Below are 26,551 nucleotides of genomic sequence, written 5' to 3' on the forward strand. Positions count from 1 at the left end.
AAAACTATTTACCTCTATATAAGCACTTCATTTTACGACCTTGCTGGTTTTTATTGTAGGCGCCATGATCGCAGCTTTCGTTCAAGGCCTGACCGGTTTTGCCTTGGCTTTAATTGCCCTGTCATTCTGAATCTGGGTTTTGCAGCCCAACCAGCAGCCCCTTAGAGGTATGCCCCGCTGTCTGGAGTCATCTCATTTGTCTAAGTCAGGAACAACACCAGTCAGTTTTACCCGGATAGCTTGATCTGCCTGATTTATTAGCAGGATGAATCGGAATCCCACTCGGTATTTGTTTATTCCACATCATTCAAGCCAATACTTTTAAATTGGTGCTGGGAATATTTTTGCTTCTCTGGTCACCGATAATGCTACTGAATCCTCAACTAGCCGCGCTTGAATGTCCAGGAAAAGTTATTGACAGCGTGATCGGCTTTATAGATGGCATTTTAGGAGGGTTAAGTGTATTTTTCGGCTCATTCAACCTAAATAATGATTAGACAACGGCACAGAGCAGCACAACCTAATATCCTACGTCATTTTAATCTTTCTATTCAGCTGTTTAGCCTCGTGGCTTATTGGCAGTCATTTCTCTTCTCTGGCAATTCTCATGATTTTTGTCCTCTCTGCCATTTTGGGTGCCAGGTTGCTTTATCACATTTTTGAACTGGTCTTTAAGCGGATTATTTTAGAGCGGTTGTTCAGTGCCGGCAGGTTTTCTGCTCATGGGCCAGCTGATGTAAATCAGACGATCCAGATTATTTTCTAAAACTTGGACAGTATTCCTAGAACTGTTATGGTAGGTTCATGTTCAGTAACTTCAGATAAAATTCATGCAAATTCGTGATCAGATTGTTCTTGTGACTGGCGGTGCCCGCGGTCTTGGTCTAGCTATTTCTCATGCCCTGCTTTCCGAAGGTACGCGTGTGGTGGTGAATTATCATAATAGCCAGCAAGCAGCTGAACAGTTGGCCCAACAGTATCCTGAGCAAGTTTTTATCTATCAGGCCGATGTAACACAAGCTGATCAGGTTAATGCCATGTTTGCGGCTGCTAAAAACCATTTTAATGAAGCGATTCATGCCGTGGTCAATAATGCTCTGATCCAGTTTGAATTTAATGGCGATGCGCGTCCTAAAGTAGAGCAACTGACTTGGGACATGATGCAACGCCAGCTGAGCGGAGCAGTACAGGCCGCTTTAAATACGACTCAAGCTGCGCTACAAGATATGCAACAAAACCGCTTTGGCCGTATTGTCAATATCGGGACGAATCTGGTGCAGAACCCAGTCGTGCCTTATCATGACTATACCGCTGCAAAAGCTGCGCTGCTGGCATTTACCCGTACCACCGCTCAAGATCTGGGACAGTATGGTATACATGTCAATATGCTCTCAGGTGGGTTATTACAAAAGACAGATGCCAGCAAAGCCACACCGGATGCTGTGTTTGACTTGATCGCGGCTTCTACACCGATGGGCCATGTGGTATCACCCGAAGAATTTGCTGCGGCTATTCTTATGTTCCTGTCTCCGTATGCACGCGCAGTCACCGGACAAAACCTGATTGTAGATGGCGGCTTGGTAAAAGGCTAAGGACTGTACAACGAAAGCACTTAAAGCCAGCCACTGGCTTTAAGTTGAGAGGTCAATTTTCTAGTTTTTAACCAGTTATTTAAATTTAGAGAGGTTAAATCAGATTTTTAATTTACACTATTCACTTTCTTACCAAACCTACCTATTTTTATTATGAAAACTATCACAGCATTGCTCGGTAGCATCTTACTGGCAGGTTGTATGTCTAGTGATCTTAAAAAATCAGAACAGATGCTCGAGAACTTTCGCTGCACCAAGATTGAAACCTCACAAATGTCAAACAATGCAGTGACGGACTATTATCAGCAGTCACTCTACAGCACCAAAGCCAAAGCTGAATCCTATATTCAGCAATATCAGCAAGGTCAAAAGCTATTTGATATTCCCTTAACCGAAGTAGTCCAGCAGCAATATGATCTGTATAAAGATGCCTGCCAGAATCTCGGAGGCATCTTGACTACCCAGCATCACCCCTGAACTCAGCTTATATCCAGTTAAGCTGCATAACGCTGGTCGATGCTGAATTTTTCAGGAAATTTCGGTTGAATGTTGACATAAAAGGCCATAATTTCAGCCATATCCTGTTCATAATTTCCAGTTGGGTAGATAATTTTCCCTACGCCTGCCTCTTTTTTCTCATAATCCATATAGGCCAAGGCAATAGGCACACCAGCATTGATTGCTACATGATAAAAACCGGTTTTCCACTGCTCCTGACGGGAACGCGTACCTTCCGGAGTAATCAGCATTACCAGTTTAGGATGCTCTTTAAATAAGTCACTCATGACCTGAACCATACTTGGACGTGGCTCACCTGGCTGCTTAGGACAGCGATTAATGCCAATACCCCCCATCGCCCGTACAAACGGTCCAAATGGAAGTTTCATATAGCTGTCTTTAATCGTCAGGCGGACATTCACCTTCAATGCTTTTAAAGCCAGACGCGCATAAAGTGCATCCCAGTTGCTGGTATGGGGTGCTGCGATCATCACGCATTGATCTAGGTCTTCCGGCCATTGATTATCAGTTTTCCAGCCCATTAAATTCAGAGTTTTTTCAGCCCATTTTTCAAACACGATAGGTCACAATCATTCGCAAAAATTCGGCACAGTCTAACAACAAAGTAAAATATAGATAGAGTGAAATGTACACAAAATAGACAATTAATTTATATTTGTATTTTAAATTTAAGCAAGAGATTTTTCTTTTTACTAATCAATTACTTTTTTAATTGGGCTGATATCAAACTCTATAACCGTTTATCTATATTTGCGATAACGCATATTTTTTATGCCATCCATCTCCCAATTTGCAGATAAAGACATTACAGGTTTCCGGGAAATTAACCGCACGCATAACAGCGCTAGTTTATTCGCTATTTTAGAAGATGGATGCTACAGACAGGGTGAAGCTGATAGTTCTGATGATCTCGGTCATTCCGGCATAGACATCAGACAGTTAGCTTGGAATACGACCACTATTCAGTTTACAGCCCATCTTTCACCAGATACTCATGGTGGATTGGAACTTTCACATCCGGTAAATAGTTAGGCAATACCTTAAATCTGGATGATAGACGTTTAATTTTGACTGAATTTGGAATAAATAAGACGAATTATTTAACCCGCGTCCAACAATCTCCTGATCTGGCAGAAACCTGAAATCTGAAAATTTCCAGTTATTGACTTTCTATAACAATACTTATTATTTCATGCTGGATATAGCCGATTACATGCTGATGAAATTATTATACTTGCTGATATTTCCAAGATTCTTCAAATTATATTTGCTCAACTTCACTTGCTTCACCTACGGAATCAAACTTTAACAAGATCTCTCTTTTATATTTTCCCTGTCCTTTTAAGGTATTTAAAGTGCAATAAAAAAACCAGGTGAACCTCAATGAAAAAAATTCTATTCTCCGCCCTGCTGACTGTAACGGTTGCAAGCTTAACCGCCTGTTCAAAACAGGAAGAACGTGACATGACCAATACCGAGCAGGCCGATTCAGTTCTCAATTCTTCTACCTCTTCAGAACCTGCAAGCGCTCAAAGCACATCCAGTACTGGCCTGACCGCCAGTGATCGTGCAGAAACTGCCCTAGATTGGTCAGGTGAATATGAAGGTGTTTTCCCCTGCGCAGACTGTGAAGGCATCAAGGTCGAACTCGAACTTCATCCTGATAAAACCTATGAATTAAAAGAAGAATATCTCGGTAAAGGTAAAAACAATGAAACTGAAATTAAAGGCAGTTTCAGTTTTGACTCACAACAGCCTTCAATTATTATTCTGGATGCCAAGGCTGAAAACCGGAAATTTTTTGTAGGTGAAAATTTTCTTGAAGCGCGTAATCTTGAAAATGGTCAAAAAATCGAGAGCCAGCTGAATTATAAACTGCTTAAAAAAGCATCCTGATAATGCATCGGCTAAAAAAATCCCCGCTTATGCGGGGATTTTTTTAGATCGAATGACCGGATGATGAATTACATCATGCCGCCCATGCCACCCATACCGCCCATATCTGGCATAGCTGGTTTTTCTTCTGGAATTTCTGTGATCATACACTCAGTGGTCAGCATCAAGCCAGCTACAGAAGCAGCATGCTCAAGCGCTGAACGAGTTACTTTTGCAGGATCAAGGATACCCATTTCCAGCATATCGCCATATTCGCCAGTTGCAGCGTTGTAACCAAAGTTACCTTCACCGTTCTTCACTGCATTGATTACAACAGATGGTTCATCACCTGCGTTTGCAACGATTTGACGAAGAGGTGATTCAATCGCACGACGAAGGATGTTAATACCTACATTCTGGTCATCGTTTATGCCAGTCACACCATCAAGTGCTTTTGCTGCACGTACTAGCGCAACACCACCACCAGCAACAACACCTTCTTCAACCGCTGCACGAGTTGCATGAAGCGCATCATCTACACGGTCTTTCTTCTCTTTCATTTCTACTTCAGTTGCAGCACCGATCTTGATAACTGCTACACCGCCTGCCAGTTTAGCAACGCGTTCCTGAAGTTTTTCCTTATCGTATTCAGAAGTAGATTCTTCGATTTGCGCACGGATTTGCTGTACACGGTCAGCAATTTGAGCTGCATCACCAGCACCATCCACAATGACCGTATTTTCTTTAGACACTGTGACTTTATGTGCAGTACCAAGGTGTTCAAGCGCTGTTTGATCTAACTGCATACCGATTTCTTCAGAAATTACAGTACCGCCAGTTAAAATCGCGATGTCTTGCAGCATTGCTTTACGACGGTCGCCAAAACCAGGCGCTTTAACCGCACATACTTTAATGATGCCACGCATGTTGTTAACAACAAGTGTTGCAAGTGCTTCACCTTCAACATCTTCAGCAATGATCAGAAGCGGTTTACCTGTTTTTGCAACAGCCTCTAATACAGTGATGAGTTCACGGATGTTGCTGATTTTTTTATCAACCAACAAAATGAACGGATTTTCCAGTTCAGCTGTCAAAGTATCTTGCTTGTTTGCAAAGTATGGAGAGATATAACCGCGGTCAAACTGCATACCTTCTACAACATCAAGCGAATCTTCAAAGCCTGAACCTTCTTCAACAGTGATCACGCCTTCTTTGCCCACTTTTTCCATGGCTTGCGCAATCAGTTTACCTACAGTGGTGTCAGAGTTTGCAGAGATCGAACCAACCTGTTCAATGGCTTTAGAATCAGATGCTGGCTTGGCAGTTGTTTTGATATTTTCAACCACAGTTCTTACTGCAAGGTCGATACCACGTTTCAAGTCCATTGGGTTCATACCCGCAGTTACAGACTTGATCCCTTCATTCAGGATAGCTTGAGCCAATACGGTTGCAGTTGTTGTACCGTCACCTGCGATGTCATTGGTTTTTGAAGAAACTTCGCGAACCAGCTGCGCACCCATATTTTCAAATTTGTCTTTTAGGGTAATTTCTTTTGCAACAGAAACACCATCTTTAGTGATGTGCGGTGCACCAAAAGAACGGTCGATTACAACGTTACGGCCTTTAGGACCTAACGTTACTTTCACCGCATCTGCAAGCGTATTGACACCAGCAATCATTTTGCTGCGAGCTGAATCACCAAATTTTACGTCTTTAGCTGACATAGTTGACTCCGAATATTTTTAATAGCTTTACAAAATCTGATATGGAATGTGTAAGACTGTATTTAGCGAAATTAAGCTTCTAGCACCGCTAAAATATCAGACTCTTTCATAATTAATAGTTCTTCACCATCCACTTTTACCGTTGTGCCGGCATAAGTACCGAACAATACTTTGTCGCCAACTTTTACATCTAATGCGCGTACGCCATTGTCAGTGATCTGACCATTACCTACTGCAATAATTTCCCCTTGTGCCGGTTTTTCTGCAGCAGAACCTGGAAGTAAAATACCGCCAGCTGTTTTAGTTTCTTCTTCAACACGACGAATAACAACGCGGTCATGTAATGGACGAATGTTGCTCATATTTAACTCCATCAGACTAAGTCTTTTTGATTACTGATAATGACTTCGTTATTCCCTGGGTCACTATCAAAACTTTTAGATGTCACTTTTATGGAGATGGAATAAAACGCTTCAAGGGTAAAAATAAAAAAATTTCGTTTTTTTTGATATTTTTTGATCAATTACATCATTTCGTCTATTTATTCAGCGCATCGGGGTGCAATACAAAGTTTTTAGTTTGCTCATCAAATAAATATTGAGAAATTTTTCCTGCTGCATCAATCAGATTAAAACTGTTTGGTTGGCTTTTATGGAGCCGATGCGAGGTAGAAGTTCCAGCGTGTACATCATAAACGGGATGATCTACCCCAAGCCTAAACATGCAGTTTAGGTCATAGCTGGCTGGCTGATGTAGATGACCATGCAAGACCGCGAACAGGCCATGTCTGGCCCAAGCCTCCAAGGCAATCTTGGCCATGAGTGGGCTATCTTTAAAACCGCGCTTATTGTGAAAAGGCACATAAAAAGGTTGATGGCTCACAATAATTTTGATCTTAGAGGAAGGTGCCTGTGCCAACTTCTGATCAATGCGCTGAATCTGCTCAAGCGATAAATGCCCTTTGGTATGATAGCGACGCCGGATTGAATTCACTCCGATCAGATAAAAATTTTCCGTTTCGAGGGTGGGCTCCAGTTCACGGAAAAAAAACTGATAACGGGTAAAAGGACTAAAGAGGCGATTCCATAAATGATAAAGCGGAATATCATGATTACCGGGAATGACCAGATAAGGTGTACTGAGCTGATCCAGAAATCGTTTGCAGGCATAAAATTGTGCAAACCTGGCGCGCTGGGTCAAATCTCCGCTCACCACGACCGCCTCCAGAGGATGAGCCTGACAGAACTGATGGATCGCCTCCAGACACTCAGGTCTTTCTGTTCCAAAATGCAAATCAGAGAGATGTAGAATCATAAGGCACCATAACACTTAGGCTGTTTTTAAGGACAGCAATATTGAGAGGCGGTGTCATTTCTACAGTTTCTCCATCTATGGCCACCATCAGCTTGTGACGCCCTGCTTTAATACAGACATGATCTGCTGCAAAACTGTAGACGTCCGAAGCCTGATCAATTTTGCCTCTAATTAGCTGATAAACCAGTCTGAATAAAGTCAGCTTATCGCTTTTGGCCACCACCACCCCAGCGACTTTACCCTGCTCTGCTGCCTGAGCAATCCGCATTTTCATTTCTTCCAGCTGCAAAGGGTTATTTCCAAAAAAGATCAACGGCGTTTTTACCGGATATTTTTTCTGGTCAATCCAGATTTCCAGCTTGAGTTCCTTATGATTACGAATCAACACATCCAGTGCTGAGGTATAAGCATGCAAAGGCAAACGCCCAAAAAGACGATTATAATCTTCTCTTTTTTTGATAAATAAAGGATATAAGCCCAGACTGGCATTATTCAGGTAAATGTCCTGATTAATTTGTGCCACATGAATCCGCTTAGCTTGACCTGTGACAATCACCTGGGCCGCTTCAAGCAGCTCTAAAGGAATATGTAATCTTCGGGCAACATAATTAAACGTGCCCATTGGCAAAATCCCAACAGGAATGGGGGTATTAAGCAAATACTTGGCGACTGCATTTAAAGTACCATCACCGCCAGCCGCGACCACAATGCCTTTGTCAGATGCCTGAGAGTGCCGTTCCAGCACCTGCTGCATAATCAGTTTAAATTGTTCTGGAGTATTAATTTCAAAAGCCTGAGTGTCATAGCCATGCGATGCAAAAATATTAGTCAGCTCTGTATACAGCTCTTGCTGACCTGTAATACGAAAGCCTGAATTATGATTATAAATAATCGATAAAGGTTTAGATTGCTTAGACATTTTTCGCTTAAATATACTGACACCTTTAGGCATTTTGTCGAATTCATAGACAATTAAAAGGTGCTTTATGTAAAATTCAAATCACAGTCATTCATTTAATCAATAAATGAGTTAGAACAAATATTTAATTTAAGCCATTGATAAATAATATAATCAATTAAATAAATACCGCACATAAAAAAACAAAATAACAATTAAAATCAAAGATATCCTTCTTATGTGGTTGTTTTACATCAACTTAATCAATGAGCAGCATTATATTCCAAAAAAAATCTAGCGCGCCTTTAGTCTTATTTTTTTTATGATTTTATGCTTTAATACAGCCACTTTTTTTTCATATTTCATCTGAGCAGTTGCTGTATTGTTCAGATTGTACTTTGTACAACATTTTGTACACATTTGAGATAGGCCTCACCATGACCCAAGTGAACGCACCAGAATTCGTTCGTCACCCTAAGCTTATTGCTTGGGTGGAAGAAATTGCTAATTTAACAAAACCAGCAAAAATTGAATGGTGTGACGGTAGCGCAGAAGAATATCAACGTTATATCGACTTGATGATCGCTAACGGCACAATGCAAGCGCTGAACCAAGAAACACATCCGGGTTCTTATCTTGCAAATTCTGATCCTTCTGACGTTGCGCGTGTTGAAGGTCGTACATATATCTGTTCAGAAAACAAAGAAGATGCTGGTGCAACCAACAACTGGGAAGCGCCTGCAGAAATGCGTGCTCGTCTGAACGGTTTATTTGATGGTTCAATGAAAGGCCGTACTTTGTATGTGGTTCCTTTCTCTATGGGTCCTTTAGGTTCTCATATTGCCCATATCGGTATCGAATTAACAGATTCTCCATACGTTGCAGTTAGCATGTCTAAAATGGCGCGCATGGGTAAAGCTGTTTATGACGTACTCGGTACTGACGGTGAATTCGTTCCTTGCGTACACACTGTAGGTGCTCCGCTGGAAGAAGGTCAAAAAGATGTTGCATGGCCTTGCAACCCTGAAAAATATATCGTTCATTATCCAGAAACCCGTGAAATCTGGTCTTACGGCTCTGGTTATGGCGGTAACGCATTGCTGGGTAAAAAATGTCTTGCTTTACGTATCGCCTCTTATATGGGACGTGAACAAGGCTGGTTAGCTGAACATATGCTGATCCTTGGGGTAACGAATCCACAAGGTGAAAAGCACTATATCGCAGCTGCATTCCCTTCTGCTTGTGGTAAAACCAACTTTGCGATGCTGATTCCACCAGCAGGCTATGAAGGCTGGAAGATTGAAACTGTAGGTGACGATATTGCCTGGATCAAACCAGGTGAAGATGGTCGTTTATACGCAATCAACCCTGAAGCTGGTTTCTTCGGTGTAGCACCTGGTACAAATACCAAGACCAACCCGAACTGTATGGCTACGCTTCACAAAGACGTGATCTACACCAACGTTGCTGTAACTGACAACGGTGAAGTATGGTGGGAAGGTCTGACCAAAGAAGCGCCTGCAAATCTGACCAACTGGAAAGGTCAACCACATACCGGTGAAGAGAAAGCAGCGCATCCGAATGCTCGTTTCACAGTTTCAGCTGGTCAATGCCCATCTATCGATGCTGATTGGGAAAATCCGGCAGGTGTTCCTATTTCTGCATTCATCTTCGGCGGTCGCCGTGCAGACACAGTGCCTTTAATCTCAGAAGCTTTTGACTGGGTTGATGGCGTGTATAAAGCTGCAACTATGGGTTCTGAAACGACTGCTGCTGCAGTTGGTCAGCAAGGTATTGTTCGCCGTGACCCATTCGCAATGCTTCCATTTGCAGGTTACAACATGGCTGACTACTTCACGCACTGGTTAGAAATGGGCGAGAAAGTAGGTGCTAAAGCTAAAGCTGCAGGTAACAAACTTCCTGGTATCTACAATGTGAACTGGTTCCGCCGTGATGCTGAAGGCAACTTTGTATGGCCTGGTTTTGGTCAAAACATGCGTGTGCTTGAGTGGATCATTGACCGTTGTGAAGGCCGCGCTGATGCAGTTGAAACTCCAATCGGCCGTGTTCCAACTTACGAACAGTTGAACTGGACTGGTGTAGACTTCACCAAAGAACAGTTTGATCTTGTGACTGCTCAAGATAAAGATCAATGGATCAAAGAGCTTGAAAGCCACACTGAACTATTCGACAAACTGGGTGAGCGTTTACCAGAAGCGCTGAAAAAACGTCAAGCTGAGCTTTTAGAAGCAGTTAAATCAGCTTAATTATAAGTTAAAATGAAAAAAGACCGCTCATGCGGTCTTTTTTTGTCTATTTGACGACTTGAATGGATCAATGAACAAAAAATATAACAAGGGATTTTTTAAAAGCACTTATCCCAATGACCTGCTTACCTGGGCTATCCAGCTTCACTCTGGCTAACTCTACTATGTCCTAACAACCCGTTGTGTACGTCTGTGCCATTTTTTATTTTATGGCCAATTTCATTTGATCTTTTAATCAGTAATTTTAGAAGATACTGATCTAAACGCGATATTTCATCCCCATTAAATTGAAAACCAAGTTTGCTTCTACGCCATAAAATATCCTGACTGGTTCTGGCCCACTCCCGATCTACCAAATAATCGACTTCTTTGGCAAACAGGCCGTGGCCAAAATCTTCACCCAGCTCCTTCAGGCTAGAAATATGCCCTAAAAACTGCCAGACTCGTGAACCATAAGCGTGAGCCCAGCGTGAGGCCAAGGGTAAAGAGACATTTTCCACACGCTGCATAATTTGCTGAATTAAAAGTTCCAGCGAAACCAGATTTTCAGCTCCAGGCAATAACGCTTTTTCAGTCCAAGGTTTTTTTATTTCAGGAAAGATCACTGCCAAGTGCGCTATGGCTGCCTCCGCCAGCTTTCTATAAGTAGTGAGCTTCCCGCCAAATACTGAAAGCAAAGGCGCTTCATGGGGCTGCGGATGCGACAGGGCCAAAGTATAATCCCGGGTAATGGCCGATGGATTATCAGACTCGTCATCACATAAAGAGCGCACACCGGAATAAGTCGATAAAATATCTTCTGGACCTAACTGCTGCTTAAAGTGATCATTATAAACATCCAGCAAATAATTCATTTCCGGCTGAGTAATTTCAACCTGATCTAAATCGCCTTGATACTCATGATCCGTGGTTCCGATTAGCGTGTATTGCTCAAGATAAGGAATGACAAAAACAATGCGATGATCTTTATTTTGTAAAATAAAAGCCTTATCGCCATCATAAACTCTAGGCACAATAATATGACTGCCTTGAATCAGGCGCAGCCCATAAGGTGATTTTTGTTTTAAGCTTTTTTCAATAAACTGGGTTACCCAAGGTCCGGCAGCATTGACCAAAGCTTTCGCCTGTACCTGATAACTCCCTTGCGAATCTTCCAGATGAATTTTCCATAATTCATTTTCACGCTCAGCAGCTGTACAACGTGTTTGGGTGGCAATATAGGCTCCCAGCTCATGTGCCTGCATGGCATTTAAAATCACCAGACGGGCATCATCTACTGCACAATCCGAATATTCAAAACCCTGGGTTATGTCTTCCTTTAAAGGACTACTAACGGTATCAAACCTAATATGTCGAGAACCTGCTAGTTTTTCCCGTTTTCCCAGATGATCATAAAAAAACAAACCCGTCCGGATGAGCCATGCAGGACGCAAATGCGGTTGATGAGGCATGATAAAGCGAAGTGGACGAATAATATGCGGAGCTTTCGCCAACAGAATTTCCCGCTCAGCCAAAGCTTCGTGCACTAAACGAAATTCTTTATGCTCCAGATAGCGCAAACCACCATGAATAAGCTTGCTGCTGGCAGAAGAAGTGTGACTAGCTAAATCATCTTTTTCGCATAAAAAAACTGATAAGCCTCGGCCCGCAACGTCAACCGCAATGCCAACACCATTGATACCGCCACCGACAATCACTACATCATAGACCGGATGATTCATCTGCATCATCACCTCCTTGGATCTGCTCAAACAGCATATTTAGATTTATTCTTGTTCTAATAGTTGGTTTTGCATCTAACAAATTAACATTATTGAAAGGGAAATAATACTGAGAAACTGTCCTTTATTCTTCATATGTCTCGATACTTCATATTTCCACACCTCACTTTTGAGTATCCCATTCGGTTTATTTTCTACTCAGTCTCGACTCTCAAAGGAAGTGCCGAAGTGTGACAGGGAATGATTTCAGAAACAGGAAAAATGAAATAGTAATTTATTTAAGACCTATCAAAATCAAAGATACTCCAAGAACTTGGTGTTGTACTTTAAATTTTAATCAAAGTCATAAAAATAAGGGTTTAAGGCTACTTTTTTAATTCCACCTAATACCCACTATATCGATTGTATTAAAATCAAATATTTATCTTATAATTCAGCTGTAATTCATCCGCACTTTCCCCTCTAATCCCCCAGTTTTCTTGAGAGGTCTCAAATATAGTGATTTCAATATCATTTAAATCAATACCGCATAAATTGCTTATATTTTTGAACAAAGTCTTAATCAATGCTTTCTTAGTCTCTTTTGTTCTTCCATCAAACATAGAAATTTCAATAATTACATAAGATGTACTACGATCTGCTGGATAAATAAAATTTTTTGGTTCTAATGAAATAAAGCGTTGAAACTTTTTTTCTTCAGGATATTTTAATTCTTTGACTAAAGCTTGATGAATAGCTTTACTTAAATTATCCCGATGTAATTCTATTGTTTCACTTAAAGCATAAACTTTTATTTGCGACATTATTTTTCTCTATGTTAAAAAAATTAATCTTAGCTTAACCTTCTCTTTATTTAATACAGTATCCAACAAATATTGGATATAGTTTTAAGCTTTTATTCAGCCTCATAAAGACTGAACCTCTAGTTAAACTAATGTGCTTCAATAAATTGTAGTATTCCATTAAATAAAGCTTAATATCTACTCTCTCGTCCTGAATGAAATAGTAGCCAAGCTTGGATATCTATGCCGTTTTAAGACTTCGGAAGAGCCTCTCTGCCGGAGCATGATCTCATGAGCAGTATACTGCCCCAGACCTGTGCAACTCATATTTACCTCACCATCCTTTTTCAAACTATGCCCAAACATATGGCTTCTAGACTGATTAAGGGCTGTCATAAATTGTCTTGAGAATATCTGATCAATCCTTATTATTCTTTTATGACTCAACGCCATATATTAAGAGATAATCAGTGGAAGTAGATCAAAGTCTATTAGCTAAATGATCCGGTAGCATTGGAATAACTGCCAAAGATAACCGATTATTTGTTGAAACAGCTCTATACCGTGATTGCTTTATCTGGTTTTAACAATGGTCTGGCTTCATTGATAATCTACTCTAATTTTGAATAATAATATTAGGAATTTTTTCAAAAAAAATATCCCGTGCAATATCACCTTGTTGCTCAATATTATATTGCTCAAAAAGCTTGCCTTCGATCAATTTATATTTATATGGATTATATAGCTTAAAACTAAGATAATAAGCACTTTGTAAAATAAAGCCTCTTAGCACTACATTCTTATGTTTTTGATATTGAAGTATGTGGGTAAGTTCATGGATAAATACACCTTGCATAGCAATTGAACATTCAGAATAATCTTTGACGAACAACTCTTGATTTACAAATATCCTGCCATTTGGAGCCATCAATATGCTTTTAGGCTGCCAAGGTAAATAACGTATATTAAAAATCTTCACATCATTATAATTAATAAGATTATGAAATACTTTTTTCGCAATATTTACTTCGCCCTCAGTTAGACCTCTATATTGAAATTCCTTTATATTTAGCCAATTATAAAAAAAATAAATTGAGTACTGAACAATACTTTTAAATAACCTTATAAATGCATTTTTCATAAAAGCATCGTGACCCATGTTTAACCAATTTTCATTGGCAGCACACCGAAACTCATTGAATGGCAATCATTGAGCTACCCCCTAGCATCTTAGTATAACTCGAATCCCACCTAAACCAAGATTGCATTACTTGAATGCTTGGCTTAGCTTGATGGCATAATCAGTAAGCACATAAACAAGATGTATAACATCCAGCTCCGTCTCCATCAATAGCTCTCACTTTACTGCTGATGAAATTATATTTCTCTTTTAATAAGCTGAATAAATTTTCTATTTTGTTAGACTGCTTTAAGTGATATTCATCTGACATAGAGAGTTGAATAGATTCTATCTTCTTCCGCTGATAGATAATTAAATCAACACTTTGTATTTTTTATCTGTTCTTTAATTTCTGAATCATAGCGCCACAATTAGCATAGAGCTTTGCTTTTAATCCCCCCTCTCCACTGTTCACCTATTTTCATGGTTGCTGTATACGTATTCATAAAACCGTACTTACAATATCTCCTCATTGATTCATGATTAGATACAGCTTGCAGCCAAACAACCATCCCATTGAACTTTCTTGAGGTTTCAATCGTCGCTCTGCTTCGATTTTTGAAAAAAGTCATCAATAACACAGAATGAATGCTTAAAATCCAACATCGTGACTGAAAGCATAGGTTGTGGGATACCTCTGCAAGAGTTTTCTGCCATCTTTTTCAAGTCAATTTCTTATCCCTGATTCAGATTAATTAAGAGCAGTTTAAATAAAGGTCTGCACAACCACCATTGCTCCCAGCGGTCTACTATTAAGGTGCAAAAAAACAACAATTCAAATGATTTTTTATAATAACGTTGCATATCGGCAGCAATTCTCTTAAAACAGCGCTAGCTTCTCAACCAAATTGCGATAAAATACCTCAAGTATGATATTTTTAGTTCGCAAATCAAAATGTAACGATTATGCGAGATAATGACGTTTTTATTTTGGCCATTTGGCTTTTGCTAGTATCGAACTGCACTCAGCTGGATAAGTAGAATTATAAAAATCAGTAATTTAGTGTATTAACCTATAGGAATAGGATTTAATTGGAATGAAAAGTTTTAAAATTGCCATTGCTCAATTCTCTCCACATGTTGGCAATCTAGATGCAAATACGCAGGCCATCATTGATCAGGCCAATCAGGCTAAAAAAGATAAAGCTGATCTGATTATTTTCCCTGAACTCGCCACTCTGGGCTATCCGGCAGAAGATTTATTAATTCGCCCAAGTCTGGCCAAACGTACTCAACAGGCTTTTGAAAAGCTTAGCGAAGTCAAAGATATTGTGATGGTCTTTGGTTTTGTTAATCAGTCTGAAGAGGGTCAGCGCTATAATGCTGCGGCCGTCATGAAAGATGGTGAAGTATTAGGAATTTACAACAAACAGACCTTACCAAACTATAGTGTATTTGATGAAAAGCGCTACTTTGAACAAGGTCATCAGCATTTGGTATTTGAATATCTTGAACATAAATTTGGCGTATTAATTTGTGAAGATATCTGGTCCTTATCTACAGTACAGCAACTGGCACAGTTAAATATTGATACTGCCTTGGTACTGAATGCGTCTCCCTACGAAGTAGGCAAGCCACAGCACCGCATTGACACGATGACTGCACTGGTAAAACAGCTGAATATCAATCTGGTGTACTGTAACCAGGTGGGTGGGCAGGATGATCTGATTTTTGACGGAACCAGTTTCATACTGAATAAATCAGGTGATGTGGCTTTACAGGCACCAAGCTTTGAAGCTGGGTTATACATTGCAGACTTCGACGCTGAACAGTTAAAGTTCAGCAAAGGGGCCATTACCCCGACTTTAGACACCATGGCTGAGATTTATCAAAGTCTGGTGATGGCCACACGCGATTATGTTCAGCGTTCAGGTTTTCCTGGAGTGATTTTAGGCCTCTCCGGCGGGATTGATTCTGCCCTGACTTTGGCAATTGCAGCGGATGCGATTGGCCCAGACAAGGTTCAAGCAGTAATGATGCCTTATACCTATACCGCCCAAATTAGTGTCGAAGATGCGGCGGAACAGGCGAAAAGTATGGGGGTGACCTTTGGTATTGCCGAAATCAATCCAGTGGTTAACAGTTTTATGCAAACCTTGTATCCATTTTTTGGGAATGCTCCGGCAGATACCACTGAAGAAAACCTGCAGGCCCGTACTCGCGGCACCTTGCTGATGGCTTTATCTAATAAGTTTGGCAATCTCGTACTGGCCACCGGCAACAAATCTGAACTGGCTGTAGGTTATTGTACTTTATATGGTGATATGGTCGGCGGATTTGCTGTTCTGAAAGATGTGTATAAGACCATTGTGTTTGAACTAGCAAAATACCGTAACAGCATTTCGGAAACACCGGTTATTCCTGAGCGCGTAATCACACGTCCACCTTCAGCCGAGCTGCGTCCAGATCAGGTTGATCAAGACTCCTTGCCGCCATATGAAATTCTGGATGCTATTCTATACTCATATATTGAAGAAGATTTGAGCCAGGATGATATTATTTCCAAAGGCTTTGATGCCGAAGTTGTGAAAAGAATCATTCGTTTGGTGGATGTGAATGAATATAAACGCCGTCAAGCCGCAATTGGCCCTCGTATCAGTTCACGCTCCTATGGTCGTGAACGCCGTTATCCAATCGTAAATGGCTGGAAAGCAGGTATTTAAAATACCATTGTTAGATACTTTAAATCGCTCTGGTCTTCGACTTGGGCGATTTTTTTTAGGATAAAAAATTGAATAAGCTAAATATAACAAAACAGAAGTTAGAAGTTAGAAGTTAGAAGTTAGAAGTTAGAAGTTAGAAGTTATTTTTCAAATAATGTTAAAAGTTAAGTGAAGTTTTTAATTATATTTTGAACTAGAAAAAAAAGAGACCAAGCTGAGAGCTTGGTCTTTAAAATGGTGGCTATGACGGGACTTGAACCTGTGACCCCCGCATTATGAGTGCGGTGCTCTAACCAACTGAGCTACATAGCCATAAACTGTGTGCGCATTATCGTTAGTTCTACAGTCACCGTCAAGCATTTTCAAACACAAATGTTCAGTCTTTACGCAAATAAATACTGAACATTTAAACTTTAGCCAAAAAAGTTTTTATACTGTTTAATACATATAGCCATAACACCATTTAAGTCATAGAGGCTTTATTCAATGAATAAAATGAAAATCCTTATTCTCCTCCTCAGTCTGGCGAGTCTCCCTGCCTGCCAGATCATTTCGCCTATTTTTGTTGATTACAATGGAGTGAGACGTGACGTAGCGCAATGGATCAATCATCATCAACTCTTAAGCATGCAGCAAAAACGTGCCTTGGTACAATTGAGCAAAGCCCAACAAAAAATCAACCGCTTTGCCGAGTATGATCAGAGCAAACAATGGACCATCACTCAAAAAAATCAGATTGCTTTATATTGTGCCGGTCGTTCTGTAAGCGAACATAAAATCCAGCAGTTACAAGAGAAGATTCATGGAGATGAAACTGCCATGATTTTACAGCGTTACGAACAGCTTGCGCCCAAGATCAAACTTGATCTGAATGCCGTGCAATGTGAGTGAGAGTCGAGTAGCTTCTATTCACTTGCTCTTGAACGCCACAACCTTGATCCGGATCAAAAATAAGTGCTGGGGAAAATACATTTTTTTTAAAAATAAGCCTTTAGTCTATTAGACGTTATACCTATGTATTTACTTGGTTTTATTTTTATAAAATACAGGCTATGATCAAAGTATAAACAACAATTCGTACCCGTTTTAAGGCGTCACATTTTTATAATACTTTATTTCTCACAAGGAGAATTCTCGTGTCATTTGAACATATTTTAGTACCAATCGACGGCTCAGAAATATCATATGCAGCAGTGGACAAAGCAGTAGAACTTGCCAAAGCCTTTAATAGTAAAGTTACGGTTGTACAAGTACTTGCTCTGGATCCTTATATCGCCGCTGAATATATTACAGCCGCACAAACCAATGACCTGATTGAACGTGCCCGTACTTCTATTCTTAAAACGCTGGAAGAAGCAAAAGCCAGATTCTGTAATGCAGGTTTGGACGTCGAAACTCAACTGCTCGAAGGCCAAGTGATTTATAGTGAAATCGCTAAGGCAGCTCAGTCTTTAAATGCTGACCTGATCGTGATTGGTTCACATGGCCGTACCGGCTTCAAGAAACTGTTCTTGGGCAGCGTAGCGCAAAGTGTGTTGGGTCAAGCAGATATTCCGGTGATGGTAGTGCGTAAATAAATTATTTTTCCTTCATTCCTCATTTTTCCGAAAGTGAGGAATTTTATTTTTAACTCCAGCCATCCCACTGATATTGTTTTAAATTCACTTTACCCTGATTCACACAAACCCCTTCCTGACTTAACCTAAGCTGCTGAGTATTCTGACCTTCGGCATCCAGTTTGTTTAAGCTTAATTTTCCTTGCGCATTAATGACACGATACCAAGGTAGATCTGTACCTTCATCCAACTGACTTAATACCTTACCGACCAGACGAGCATGTTTGGCTAAGCCTGCCAGTTTTGCAATCTGTCCATACGTCGCAACTCTGCCATAAGGAATTTGACTGATTACCGCCAGAATCATCTCCGCCATTTCCCGGCTTGCCTGACTTTTCATGGTATTAGGTGACTCAACAACAATCTCATTTTAATAACACTTCGCAAGTCTTCAAGAGTCAGACTATTCCTGTTGAGCGATGCCATACTAGAAATTATCCGGATTTTCCAGACGTTTCACTTCCTGTGCTTTTTCAGGATGATGTACGCTGGTCACGCCATCAGCATCTTTTTGATCAATCAGCACTTCAGGCTGATAGATGGTAATGGTTTCATTGCCATATTCATCTTCCCCTACGATGTATTTGAACCCCTTACGGTTCAACTTATGGCACATTCGTTGATACCAGCCCTTAAAGCCTTGAGTCTCTTCATAGGGATTATAATAAAAAGCATTCATGACGGCAGGTAGACCCAAACCACAGACCACCCCTGAAAGTAATACGGCAATAAAAGTATAACCCACCAGAATACTGCTATAAGCTTCCAGCTGAGGAATATTGGCAACAGCAAGAATCAGGGCCAGGGAGATCCCGCCACGTACGCCACCCCAAGACAGAATGGTTAAACTGCCGTTATAGCTTTTCTTGCTTATTTTTGGAAATAAGGCAAAGGCCAGATGATTCGCAGCAAACCGGGTCAGATGCAGAATGATAAAGGCGACAATTCCACCCAGTACCAGACTAGCACTCAGGTCGAGAATAAAAAGTTCTAGTCCAATTAAAGTAAACAAGAAAGAATTGATAATGCCTTCAACAGTGTGCCAGAAGTGATTGACATCCTCGATTTCGGCATACGCCAGAATTTCCTTCCATTTATTTCCGACAATCAACCCCCCAATAACACAGGCAATTGGTGCCGATGCATGAGCCAGCAAAGCAACCAGATAGGAACCACAGGCCAATAAGGCTGTGGTCAAAATTAAAGATTCCATCTCATGCTTGCCACGCAACAAACGTAAAATGGCTGCACCAAAGATCAGGCCAATTAGCACCGCCACGACAATTTCATAGAACAGGGTCTGTAATACGCCGACCAAGGTAAAGTTTTCGCCCTGTAAGACATTTAACAAAGTCATGAATAAGGCAATACACATTGCATCATTAAACAGGGATTCGCCTTCCAGTTTCACAATTAAATGATGCGGTGCCCGTACCGAACTCAATACACCTTTGATACCAATCGGGTCGGTCGCCCCTAAAGCCGCCCCCAGTAAAAGTAATACCAGCAAATCAACATGCTTGCCAATTAAGAATTGATAACCATATAAGAGCGTACCAAACAGGACTGCACAAAATACCAAGGCCAGACTGGCAAGGATTCCTATCGGCCGCCAATGATTTTGCAGATCGGATACCTTAAACTTCAGTGCCGAAGAAGTTAAAATAAAACAGATTACTCCATTGATCAGAAAATCATAAAAATCAACATTTCGAACTGCCTGCTCGATATTTTCAATATTGATACTGAAAAATGGATTGCCGTGCAAAAGGCTGGCCCCCCATTGCAAGATAAAGACAAAAATTGCCGATACAATCGGAACACCAATCGCCTGAGGAAAACCTAAAACACGCTTGTTGAACATGGTGGTGGCAATTGACAGCGCAAAAACCACTGTCAAAAGTTGTAGAAAAAAGAAACTTCCCATTCGGTGTCCTAAATGATGGCAAAATCAGGCAATACTAGGTCGCGGGTTCACTTGAAATAAAAATTGAAAAAGCAAAATATTTTAACAAAACAAGTTTAATCTGCTTTTATTGAAAATTGAGTTAAGTTTTTTTGCAATTCTTACAAATGCCGATTTAATATACACCCTAGAACACCTCTTTACTTTCCTTCTGTTTTGAAATCTTCTCCCATGCATCAAACTGTTAAAACCATCTTTCGCCTGTGTTTTGCTGCGGTTATTTTTATTGTTACGCTTTCCCTTGTTTTGACCTGTTTTATCAAGGTCCGGGACATCATGAATGCAGAACAGCACTATCAGCAAGCCACCCCTCTTTCCTTGAAAAGTGATCCTCACACCCAGTACGTGCTGCTGTCCAATAATCAAAAACCGGACAATACGATTTTTATTTTGATCGCCGGAAATGGTTATATTGCCAAAATCAGTTGTGATCACTATCCGGCTTTATGTACGGATGATTATAATCAGTCGCACACCCGTCAGATTCAGACTATTGATTTAATTAAAGCCGGTAATTTTTTCTATATTAAAAATATTCAGTACCGGGAGAGCCGCAGTGGCCAGGTGAGTCACTTTAATTACTCTCCGCAGGAGCTACAGCAGTTTTATAAAAATGATATTTACCATTTAAAGTTTATTGTCGTAATCGTGGCTTTATTTGCTTTGGCCGCTCTATTTGTAAGTCTGAAAATTTTAAGAAACTTCCGACAGTTTCTCAACAAATGAAACAAGGGAATCAGCACTCCCTTGCTCTTTGTCATTAGATCGCTTGGTTAAAGGTATCACAGTTGGCCAATTGACCAGATTTCAGACCGGTATTAAACCAGTGTACACGCTGTGCACTGCTACCATGCGTAAAACTATCAGGGATTACTTGTCCACGTGCCCGCTTTTGTAAATAGTCATCGCCAATTTTATGTGCTGCGTCCATCGCTTCTTCCACATCTCCTGCCTCAAGAAACTGGGTGCGCTGCTGATTATGATGCGCCCATACACCCGCCAGGCAATCAGCCTGTAATTCCTGTCGTACTGAAAGCTGATTACCCTCAACTTCACTGCTTTGACGGCGCGCCTGCTGAACCTGGGAGGAAATACCTAAAATGGTTTGAATATGGTGTCCCACTTCATGAGCCACTACATAGGCTTGGGCAAAGTCGCCCGCCTGATCCGTACTAGACAGCTCGGTAGTATTCTGTTCACCACTAATGCCCATCTGGGTACGCATATCTTTAAAGAATGCTGTATCAATATAAACCTTCTGGTCGGCCGGACAATAAAATGGTCCCATGGCAGATTGTGCAGTACCACAACCTGAATTCACCACCCCATTAAAAAGCACCAGTTTCGGCGGCACATATTGTTGATTCAGCTGCTGCTGAAATACCTGATTCCAGGTATCCTCAGTATCGGCCAGCACAGTGCCCACAAAATCTATCGCTTCCTGCTGCTCAGGCGTAGGATGCTCCAAGCCTTGGGTTTCAGCCGGCTGGGATTGGGAGGTTACTTGCTTGGTGGCTTGATAGGCTTGTTGAGGATCAACACCAAAGAATTTCCATGCCACAAAAGCCACTATCAACCCTAAAATACTGATGCCGCCCGCTTTAGCCCCACCACCGCGACGGTCTTCCACATTCGTACTGACACGACGTCCTTTCCAGCGCATAGCAATTTTCCTTTTTTCTAATTCACTGTATATTATCGAATTTATAAGGATTATGCTTGTTTTGATTTGGGCCAAATTTTCTGAATCCCAGCCACCACACCCAGTACAACCAAGCCAGCTATAAAGCCAATCACCAAATTAATCAAGGTCGGTGTTAATGCTCCCACAATAGTACCCACCGTTGGAATATGCTCAGCATAATCAACCGAGCCTTCCATGAAATGATGCAATAAAGGTACCCCGTGACTAATAATGCCGCCACCTACCAAAAACATGGCAATGGTGCCTACAATAGTTAGGGTCTTCATCAATTTTGGTGCAAAAGCCAATAAGCCACGCCCAATACTTTGCTTTAATGAAGAGGCTTGCTTAGTTAAATACAGCCCTAAATCATCAATTTTGACAATCATTGCCACAAAACCATACACACCGACGGTCATCAAAATTGCAATGACTGACAGCACCATCACTTTGGTACCAAAAGTAGCTGTAGCCACTGTTCCTAATGAAATCACCACAATTTCCGCAGACAAAATAAAATCTGTTCGTACCGCCCCTTTAATTTTGTCTTTTTCAAACGTCACCAGATCGGTTTCTATGGTGGCTAATTCTTGGCTAGCAGCTTCTCCGGTTTTGGCTTTTTTGTGCTGTATACTATGCAGGACTTTTTCCACGCCCTCATAACAAAGAAATAAGCCACCTATCATTAACAGTGGTGTAATCAGCCAGGGAGCAACTACACTAATCAGCAGGGCAGCAGGAACAAGAATAAGCTTATTGACAAATGAACCTTTGGCAACAGACCACACCACCGGAAGTTCACGGTCTGAACGCACCCCACTGACTTGTTGCGCATTGAGAGCTAAATCATCTCCCAACACCCCTGCCGTTTTTTTCGCTGCCATTTTGCTCATGACAGCCACATCATCCAGGACCGTAGCAATATCATCTAATAATATAAGTAAACTGCTCGCCATATTTATTATCCTTATCCTATTTCAAATTATTTTAATCACAATTCTAAAAAAAGATTGTATTCACTTGTTTAATTAATAAGATTTTTTTATTCAGGCTTTTTAGTGGCTGACATTCAAAAACAGAATGCCGTACAATATTGCCATTCATTCATATTTAGAAGTCATACTGACTACCCTTTTGGAATAAAAAATGAGTAATCAAGATAATCGTCCAGTGATCCTGACTGGCGACCGTCCTACCGGACAACTTCACCTCGGTCACTTTGTCGGTTCATTACGCTCACGTGTCGGCTTGCAAGACTCTCATCACCAGCATTTATTACTCGCTGATGCTCAAGCTCTGACCGATAATGCAGATAACTTTGAAAAAGTACGCCGCAATATTATTGAAGTCGCAACGGATTATCTGGCAGTCGGGATTGATCCGACCAAAACCACAATTTGCGTTCAGTCATGCTTACCAGCCTTGAATGAACTGACCATGCTGTATTTAAACTTTGTGACGGTTTCCCGTCTGGAGCGCAACCCGACCATTAAAGCTGAAATCCAGCTGCGTGGTTTTGAACGTGATATTCCGGCAGGTTTCCTGTGCTATCCGGTAGCTCAAGCGGCCGATATTACCGCATTTAAGGCCACTGTCGTTCCAGTCGGTGAAGATCAGATTCCGATGATCGAACAGACCAACGAAATCGTACGTCGTTTGAACCGCCAGATTGGTCATGAACTCTTACCTGAATGTAAAGCTCTGCTATCCAACATGAGCCGCTTACCAGGTTTTGACGGCAAAGCGAAAATGTCAAAATCTCTGGGCAATACCATTGTGCTGGATGCCTCAGATAAAGACATTAAAAAAGCCGTAAATGCCATGTATACCGATCCAAACCATCTGCGTATTGAAGATCCAGGCCAAGTGGAAGGTAATATCGTATTTACTTATCTGGATGCGTTTGACCCAAATAAAGAAGAACTGGAAGAGTTAAAAGCGCATTATCGTCGTGGTGGCTTGGGCGATGGTACCGTGAAAAAGCGTCTGGAAGGGATTCTTAAAGAATTGATCGGTCCGATCCGCGAACGCCGGATAGAGCTAGCGAAAGATCCAGATTACATCATGGATATCCTGAAAACCGGTACAGACAAATGCCGTGATATTACTCAGGCCACACTAGATGAAGTGAAAGCAGGCCTAGGCGTATTCCGTTTCTAATTCATGCTGCAGGTTGAAAGAAAAGCTCTTCCCCAGGAAGGGCTTTTTTTACCGCCTAAATCACCACTGAGCTATGGGTTTACCCACATATTCTCCATAATTTTTACCTTATTTAACATCTATTAACATGAATACTGATGAGTCATCTCAGGTTGGGCTTTACTATAAATCACATAGAAGGAATCAAGCTTAACTCTCTCCACAGTTAATTTTGGTTTGTTTAAAAGGACATTCCTTTTTCTACGCAATGACAACCCCAATCATTGCGTTTTTTTTGTCTGTTATTTTTATAGGCGTGTATGGGCTAAAAAATTCCGCCCGGTTGGCAGGATTTTTGAATCTCAAGTCTTAAAAATTAATACTTAAATAAGCCATGCTCCAAAGTAATTTCAATGCTTGAAGATACTCCGCCATCCGGCTATTGGCGTCAGAATCACCGAGCCAAGTATTCATTTTAAGTGGCAGATCCTGACGAATACAATAGCATGAGATCAAGTGCCTTCATTTCATCATCAAAAGCAAAGGCAGCATTGTTTTCTGCGCTACGCTCTGACTGGTTGACCTTAGCCAACAAGATGTCCTGATAAACGGTTCATCCGCTCAAAACGAATCTCGGCACCTGCGGAAATCATTTTTCAGCTTCACCATAATCGCTCATGTTAATTTTCAGCGATTCAACTGGGGCTTTTTACTCAGGCAACAAGCCCTATTTTCAAAAAAAATAACCCACGCGAAGGTGGGTTATTAGGGTAGATCAGCTATTAATTTTTATGACGCATATGCGGGAATAAAATCACGTCGCGGATACTTGGTGCATTGGCGAACAACATAACCAGACGGTCAATTCCAATCCCTTCACCTGCGGTTGGAGGCAAGCCATATTCCAGCGCTTCAATGAAGTCAGCATCATAGTGCATGGCTTCATCATCGCCAGCATCTTTCTCAGCCACCTGTGCCTGGAAGCGTTCTGCCTGGTCAATCGGGTCATTTAACTCCGAGAAACCATTGGCCAGCTCACGACCACCAATAAAGAATTCAAAACGGTCTGTAATATGTGGATTATCATCATTACGACGTGCCAATGGAGAGGTTTCCGCTGGATATTCCGTAATAAAGGTCGGCTGACGCAGTTTAGTTTCAACGGTTTCTTCAAACACAATTGTTTGCAATTTACCCAAACCAAAACCAGGTTTCACCTGCTCTTTTAATTCTTCCTGAACAAATTTTGCCAAGAACTCACGATCATTGACATTTTCAGGCGTGAATTGCGGATTGTGCTCAAGAATGGCATCGAACATCGAAATTTTCTTGAATGGTCCTTTGAAATTATAAACTTCATCACCATAAGGCACATCAGTTGTACCCAGAATATCAATTGCCAGCTTTTCCAGCATTTGTTCGGTTAATTCCATCAGGTCTTTATAATCTGCATACGCCTGGTAGAATTCAATCATGGTAAATTCCGGATTATGACGTGTCGACACCCCTTCATTACGGAAGTTACGGTTAATTTCAAACACACGCTCAAAACCACCGACCACCAAACGCTTTAAGTATAGCTCGGGTGCAATACGCAAGAACAGCGGCATATCCAGGGCATTATGATGGGTTTCAAACGGACGTGCAGACGCTCCGCCTGGAATCACATGCATCATTGGTGTTTCGACTTCCATATAACGTTTTTCAGTCAGGAAAGCACGAATCCCTGAAACCACCTTGGCCCGAATTTCAAAGGCTTTACGTGTTTCTTCGTTAACGATCAGGTCAAGATAACGTTTGCGATACTTAACTTCAGTATCATTTAGACCATGAAATTTGTCTGGCAGTGGACGCAGAGATTTGGTCAATAATTCAAATTGTTCGATATGAACATAGAGATCGCCTTTTCCAGAACGGCCAATATAGCCTTCTACTGCGATGATATCCCCCAGATCAAGTCCTTTGATGGTGGCCAGTACATCTGCAGATAGCTCTTTACGGGCAACATATAGCTGGATACGACCGGTCATGTCCTGGATCACGATGAATGATCCACGGTTTAACATTACACGGCCCGCAACTTTGACATATACCTTTTCACCAGCTTCAATTTCTTCTTTAGATTTATCAGCAAACTGGATTTGCAAATCTTGTGCATAATGCTCGCGCTTAAAGGTATTTGGCCACGGACTCTTGCCATTTTCTTGAGCTTGGCTTTCGATTTGCTTTAACTTGGCATGACGCTGTGCAATTAAATCGTTTTCGGAAATGATTTGTTCAGAAGTCGATTGAGCGTTATTTTGCGTCATCTCTGCCTCGAATAAAAATAGTTGAAAAATAGAAGTTACATAGAATAGCAGATTCCCCAGTCGAATCGTAGCTTAAAGACTGGGTGGAATTGGCTTTTCTGAAGAAAATTTACAGTATATAGCTCTTTTTTATTTTTTCTCTTTACCGCCTTTTAGCCCGGCTCTCGTTCATTTTTGAAAACGATTTCTTCTTTTATTAAAGCCAAGCTTCATATATTCAATAGCAACCTCGATTGCGGCGGCTGTCTTTCCTGAAATTAGACCAATAGCTAACTGTTTTTTATGCTGCCAGCTTTTAAGCT

General features: G+C 41.1%; 22 protein-coding genes, 1 tRNA gene and 2 pseudogenes. 11 read left to right on the forward strand and 14 right to left on the reverse strand.

Annotation, left to right across the window (positions count from 1 at the left end):
• Window positions 1-64 precede the first annotated feature (64 nt).
• From E5Y90_RS17495 to E5Y90_RS09385, 3 genes and pseudogenes are all read left to right on the forward strand, one after another.
• A pseudogene (locus E5Y90_RS17495) lies at window positions 65-766 on the forward strand (sulfite exporter TauE/SafE family protein).
• Window positions 767-830: 64 nt separating this feature from the next.
• Entirely contained in the window at window positions 831-1,592 is a 762-nt protein-coding gene (locus E5Y90_RS09380) for a 3-oxoacyl-ACP reductase (RefSeq protein ID WP_174660072.1), read from the forward strand.
• A gap of 153 nt (window positions 1,593-1,745) precedes the next feature.
• Window positions 1,746-2,069, forward strand: a complete 324-nt coding sequence (locus tag E5Y90_RS09385) for a hypothetical protein (protein WP_174660073.1) — start codon at window positions 1,746-1,748, stop codon at window positions 2,067-2,069.
• Between the two features lie 17 nt (window positions 2,070-2,086).
• On the opposite strand, the gene E5Y90_RS09390 is transcribed toward E5Y90_RS09385, so the two are convergent.
• On the reverse strand, window positions 2,087-2,668 hold the full coding sequence (locus tag E5Y90_RS09390; RefSeq protein ID WP_174660074.1) for a 1-acyl-sn-glycerol-3-phosphate acyltransferase: 582 nt from the start codon (window positions 2,666-2,668) through the stop codon (window positions 2,087-2,089).
• A 214-nt stretch (window positions 2,669-2,882) separates the two neighbouring features.
• On the opposite strand from E5Y90_RS09390, the gene E5Y90_RS09395 reads away from it, so the two are divergent.
• Together E5Y90_RS09395 and E5Y90_RS09400 are read left to right on the forward strand one after the other, a co-directional pair.
• Window positions 2,883-3,143: a hypothetical protein gene (locus tag E5Y90_RS09395; protein WP_174660075.1), complete on the forward strand. Its 261-nt coding sequence runs from the start codon at window positions 2,883-2,885 to the stop codon at window positions 3,141-3,143.
• A 351-nt stretch (window positions 3,144-3,494) separates the two neighbouring features.
• Window positions 3,495-4,007, forward strand: a complete 513-nt coding sequence (locus E5Y90_RS09400; protein WP_174660076.1) for a copper resistance protein NlpE — start codon at window positions 3,495-3,497, stop codon at window positions 4,005-4,007.
• A 68-nt stretch (window positions 4,008-4,075) separates the two neighbouring features.
• On the opposite strand, the gene groL is transcribed toward E5Y90_RS09400, so the two are convergent.
• From groL to E5Y90_RS09420, 4 genes are all read right to left on the reverse strand, one after another.
• A complete protein-coding gene (gene groL / locus E5Y90_RS09405) occupies window positions 4,076-5,710 on the reverse strand; it encodes a chaperonin GroEL (protein ID WP_151203288.1) in 1,635 nt (544 codons plus the stop codon).
• Window positions 5,711-5,781: 71 nt separating this feature from the next.
• The gene (locus tag E5Y90_RS09410) at window positions 5,782-6,072 is read right to left on the reverse strand and encodes a co-chaperone GroES (protein ID WP_067729023.1); all 291 of its coding nucleotides are present in this window, start codon (window positions 6,070-6,072) and stop codon (window positions 5,782-5,784) included.
• 175 nt (window positions 6,073-6,247) lie between these two features.
• The gene (locus E5Y90_RS09415; RefSeq protein ID WP_174660077.1) at window positions 6,248-7,024 is read right to left on the reverse strand and encodes a metallophosphoesterase family protein; all 777 of its coding nucleotides are present in this window, start codon (window positions 7,022-7,024) and stop codon (window positions 6,248-6,250) included.
• Window positions 7,005-7,943: a diacylglycerol/lipid kinase family protein gene (locus tag E5Y90_RS09420; RefSeq protein WP_174660078.1), complete on the reverse strand. Its 939-nt coding sequence runs from the start codon at window positions 7,941-7,943 to the stop codon at window positions 7,005-7,007. The genes E5Y90_RS09415 and E5Y90_RS09420 overlap by 20 nt, the downstream gene beginning before the upstream one ends.
• A 416-nt stretch (window positions 7,944-8,359) precedes the next feature.
• Here E5Y90_RS09420 and E5Y90_RS09425 point away from each other — a divergent pair, with 416 nt between their 5' ends.
• Complete coding sequence (locus E5Y90_RS09425; protein WP_174660079.1) at window positions 8,360-10,189, forward strand: phosphoenolpyruvate carboxykinase (GTP); 1,830 nt, start codon at window positions 8,360-8,362, stop codon at window positions 10,187-10,189.
• Window positions 10,190-10,437: 248 nt separating this feature from the next.
• Here the strand turns inward: E5Y90_RS09425 and glpD are convergent.
• The 3 genes and pseudogenes from glpD to E5Y90_RS09440 form a co-directional block, all read right to left on the reverse strand.
• Window positions 10,438-11,919, reverse strand: a pseudogene (glpD, locus tag E5Y90_RS09430) (glycerol-3-phosphate dehydrogenase); the annotation flags it as partial.
• A gap of 404 nt (window positions 11,920-12,323) precedes the next feature.
• Complete coding sequence (locus E5Y90_RS09435; protein ID WP_174660081.1) at window positions 12,324-12,713, reverse strand: tautomerase family protein; 390 nt, start codon at window positions 12,711-12,713, stop codon at window positions 12,324-12,326.
• Window positions 12,714-13,308: 595 nt separating this feature from the next.
• A complete protein-coding gene (locus E5Y90_RS09440; RefSeq protein WP_373688371.1) occupies window positions 13,309-13,851 on the reverse strand; it encodes a hypothetical protein in 543 nt (180 codons plus the stop codon).
• A 1,058-nt stretch (window positions 13,852-14,909) separates the two neighbouring features.
• Here E5Y90_RS09440 and E5Y90_RS09445 point away from each other — a divergent pair.
• Window positions 14,910-16,535 (forward strand): NAD+ synthase, encoded by a 1,626-nt coding sequence (locus E5Y90_RS09445; RefSeq protein WP_174660082.1) that lies wholly within the window; start codon window positions 14,910-14,912, stop codon window positions 16,533-16,535.
• A gap of 235 nt (window positions 16,536-16,770) precedes the next feature.
• On the opposite strand, the gene E5Y90_RS09450 is transcribed toward E5Y90_RS09445, so the two are convergent.
• Window positions 16,771-16,847: transfer RNA gene (locus tag E5Y90_RS09450), tRNA-Met, on the reverse strand.
• 174 nt (window positions 16,848-17,021) lie between these two features.
• Between E5Y90_RS09450 and E5Y90_RS09455 the strand changes: the two genes are divergently transcribed.
• A complete protein-coding gene (locus E5Y90_RS09455) occupies window positions 17,022-17,426 on the forward strand; it encodes a hypothetical protein (RefSeq protein ID WP_174660083.1) in 405 nt (134 codons plus the stop codon).
• A gap of 245 nt (window positions 17,427-17,671) precedes the next feature.
• Window positions 17,672-18,112, forward strand: a complete 441-nt coding sequence (locus tag E5Y90_RS09460; protein ID WP_174660084.1) for a universal stress protein — start codon at window positions 17,672-17,674, stop codon at window positions 18,110-18,112.
• A gap of 49 nt (window positions 18,113-18,161) precedes the next feature.
• Here the strand turns inward: E5Y90_RS09460 and E5Y90_RS09465 are convergent, their stop codons facing one another.
• Together E5Y90_RS09465 and E5Y90_RS09470 are read right to left on the reverse strand one after the other, a co-directional pair.
• A complete protein-coding gene (locus E5Y90_RS09465) occupies window positions 18,162-18,458 on the reverse strand; it encodes an MGMT family protein (RefSeq protein ID WP_174660590.1) in 297 nt (98 codons plus the stop codon).
• A gap of 120 nt (window positions 18,459-18,578) precedes the next feature.
• A complete protein-coding gene (locus E5Y90_RS09470) occupies window positions 18,579-20,078 on the reverse strand; it encodes a cation:proton antiporter (protein ID WP_151203279.1) in 1,500 nt (499 codons plus the stop codon).
• Between the two features lie 210 nt (window positions 20,079-20,288).
• Here E5Y90_RS09470 and E5Y90_RS09475 point away from each other — a divergent pair, with 210 nt between their 5' ends.
• The gene (locus E5Y90_RS09475) at window positions 20,289-20,843 is read left to right on the forward strand and encodes a hypothetical protein (RefSeq protein ID WP_174660085.1); all 555 of its coding nucleotides are present in this window, start codon (window positions 20,289-20,291) and stop codon (window positions 20,841-20,843) included.
• Between the two features lie 34 nt (window positions 20,844-20,877).
• Here the strand turns inward: E5Y90_RS09475 and E5Y90_RS09480 are convergent, their stop codons facing one another.
• Together E5Y90_RS09480 and E5Y90_RS09485 are read right to left on the reverse strand one after the other, a co-directional pair.
• Window positions 20,878-21,780 (reverse strand): neutral zinc metallopeptidase, encoded by a 903-nt coding sequence (locus E5Y90_RS09480; RefSeq protein WP_174660086.1) that lies wholly within the window; start codon window positions 21,778-21,780, stop codon window positions 20,878-20,880.
• Between the two features lie 50 nt (window positions 21,781-21,830).
• On the reverse strand, window positions 21,831-22,757 hold the full coding sequence (locus E5Y90_RS09485; RefSeq protein ID WP_174660087.1) for a DUF808 domain-containing protein: 927 nt from the start codon (window positions 22,755-22,757) through the stop codon (window positions 21,831-21,833).
• 190 nt (window positions 22,758-22,947) lie between these two features.
• Between E5Y90_RS09485 and trpS the strand changes: the two genes are divergently transcribed.
• Window positions 22,948-23,961 carry a tryptophan--tRNA ligase gene (gene trpS / locus E5Y90_RS09490; protein WP_151203275.1) on the forward strand — a complete coding sequence of 338 codons (1,014 nt, stop codon included), beginning with the start codon at window positions 22,948-22,950 and terminating at the stop codon, window positions 23,959-23,961.
• A 761-nt stretch (window positions 23,962-24,722) separates the two neighbouring features.
• Here trpS and lysS read toward each other — a convergent pair.
• Window positions 24,723-26,249 (reverse strand): lysine--tRNA ligase, encoded by a 1,527-nt coding sequence (gene lysS, locus E5Y90_RS09495; RefSeq protein ID WP_151203274.1) that lies wholly within the window; start codon window positions 26,247-26,249, stop codon window positions 24,723-24,725.
• Between the last annotated feature and the right edge of the window lie 302 nt (window positions 26,250-26,551).

The sequence above is a fragment of the Acinetobacter sp. 10FS3-1 genome, from assembly GCF_013343215.1.
GTDB classification, from domain to species: Bacteria; Pseudomonadota; Gammaproteobacteria; order Pseudomonadales; family Moraxellaceae; genus Acinetobacter; species Acinetobacter lwoffii_C.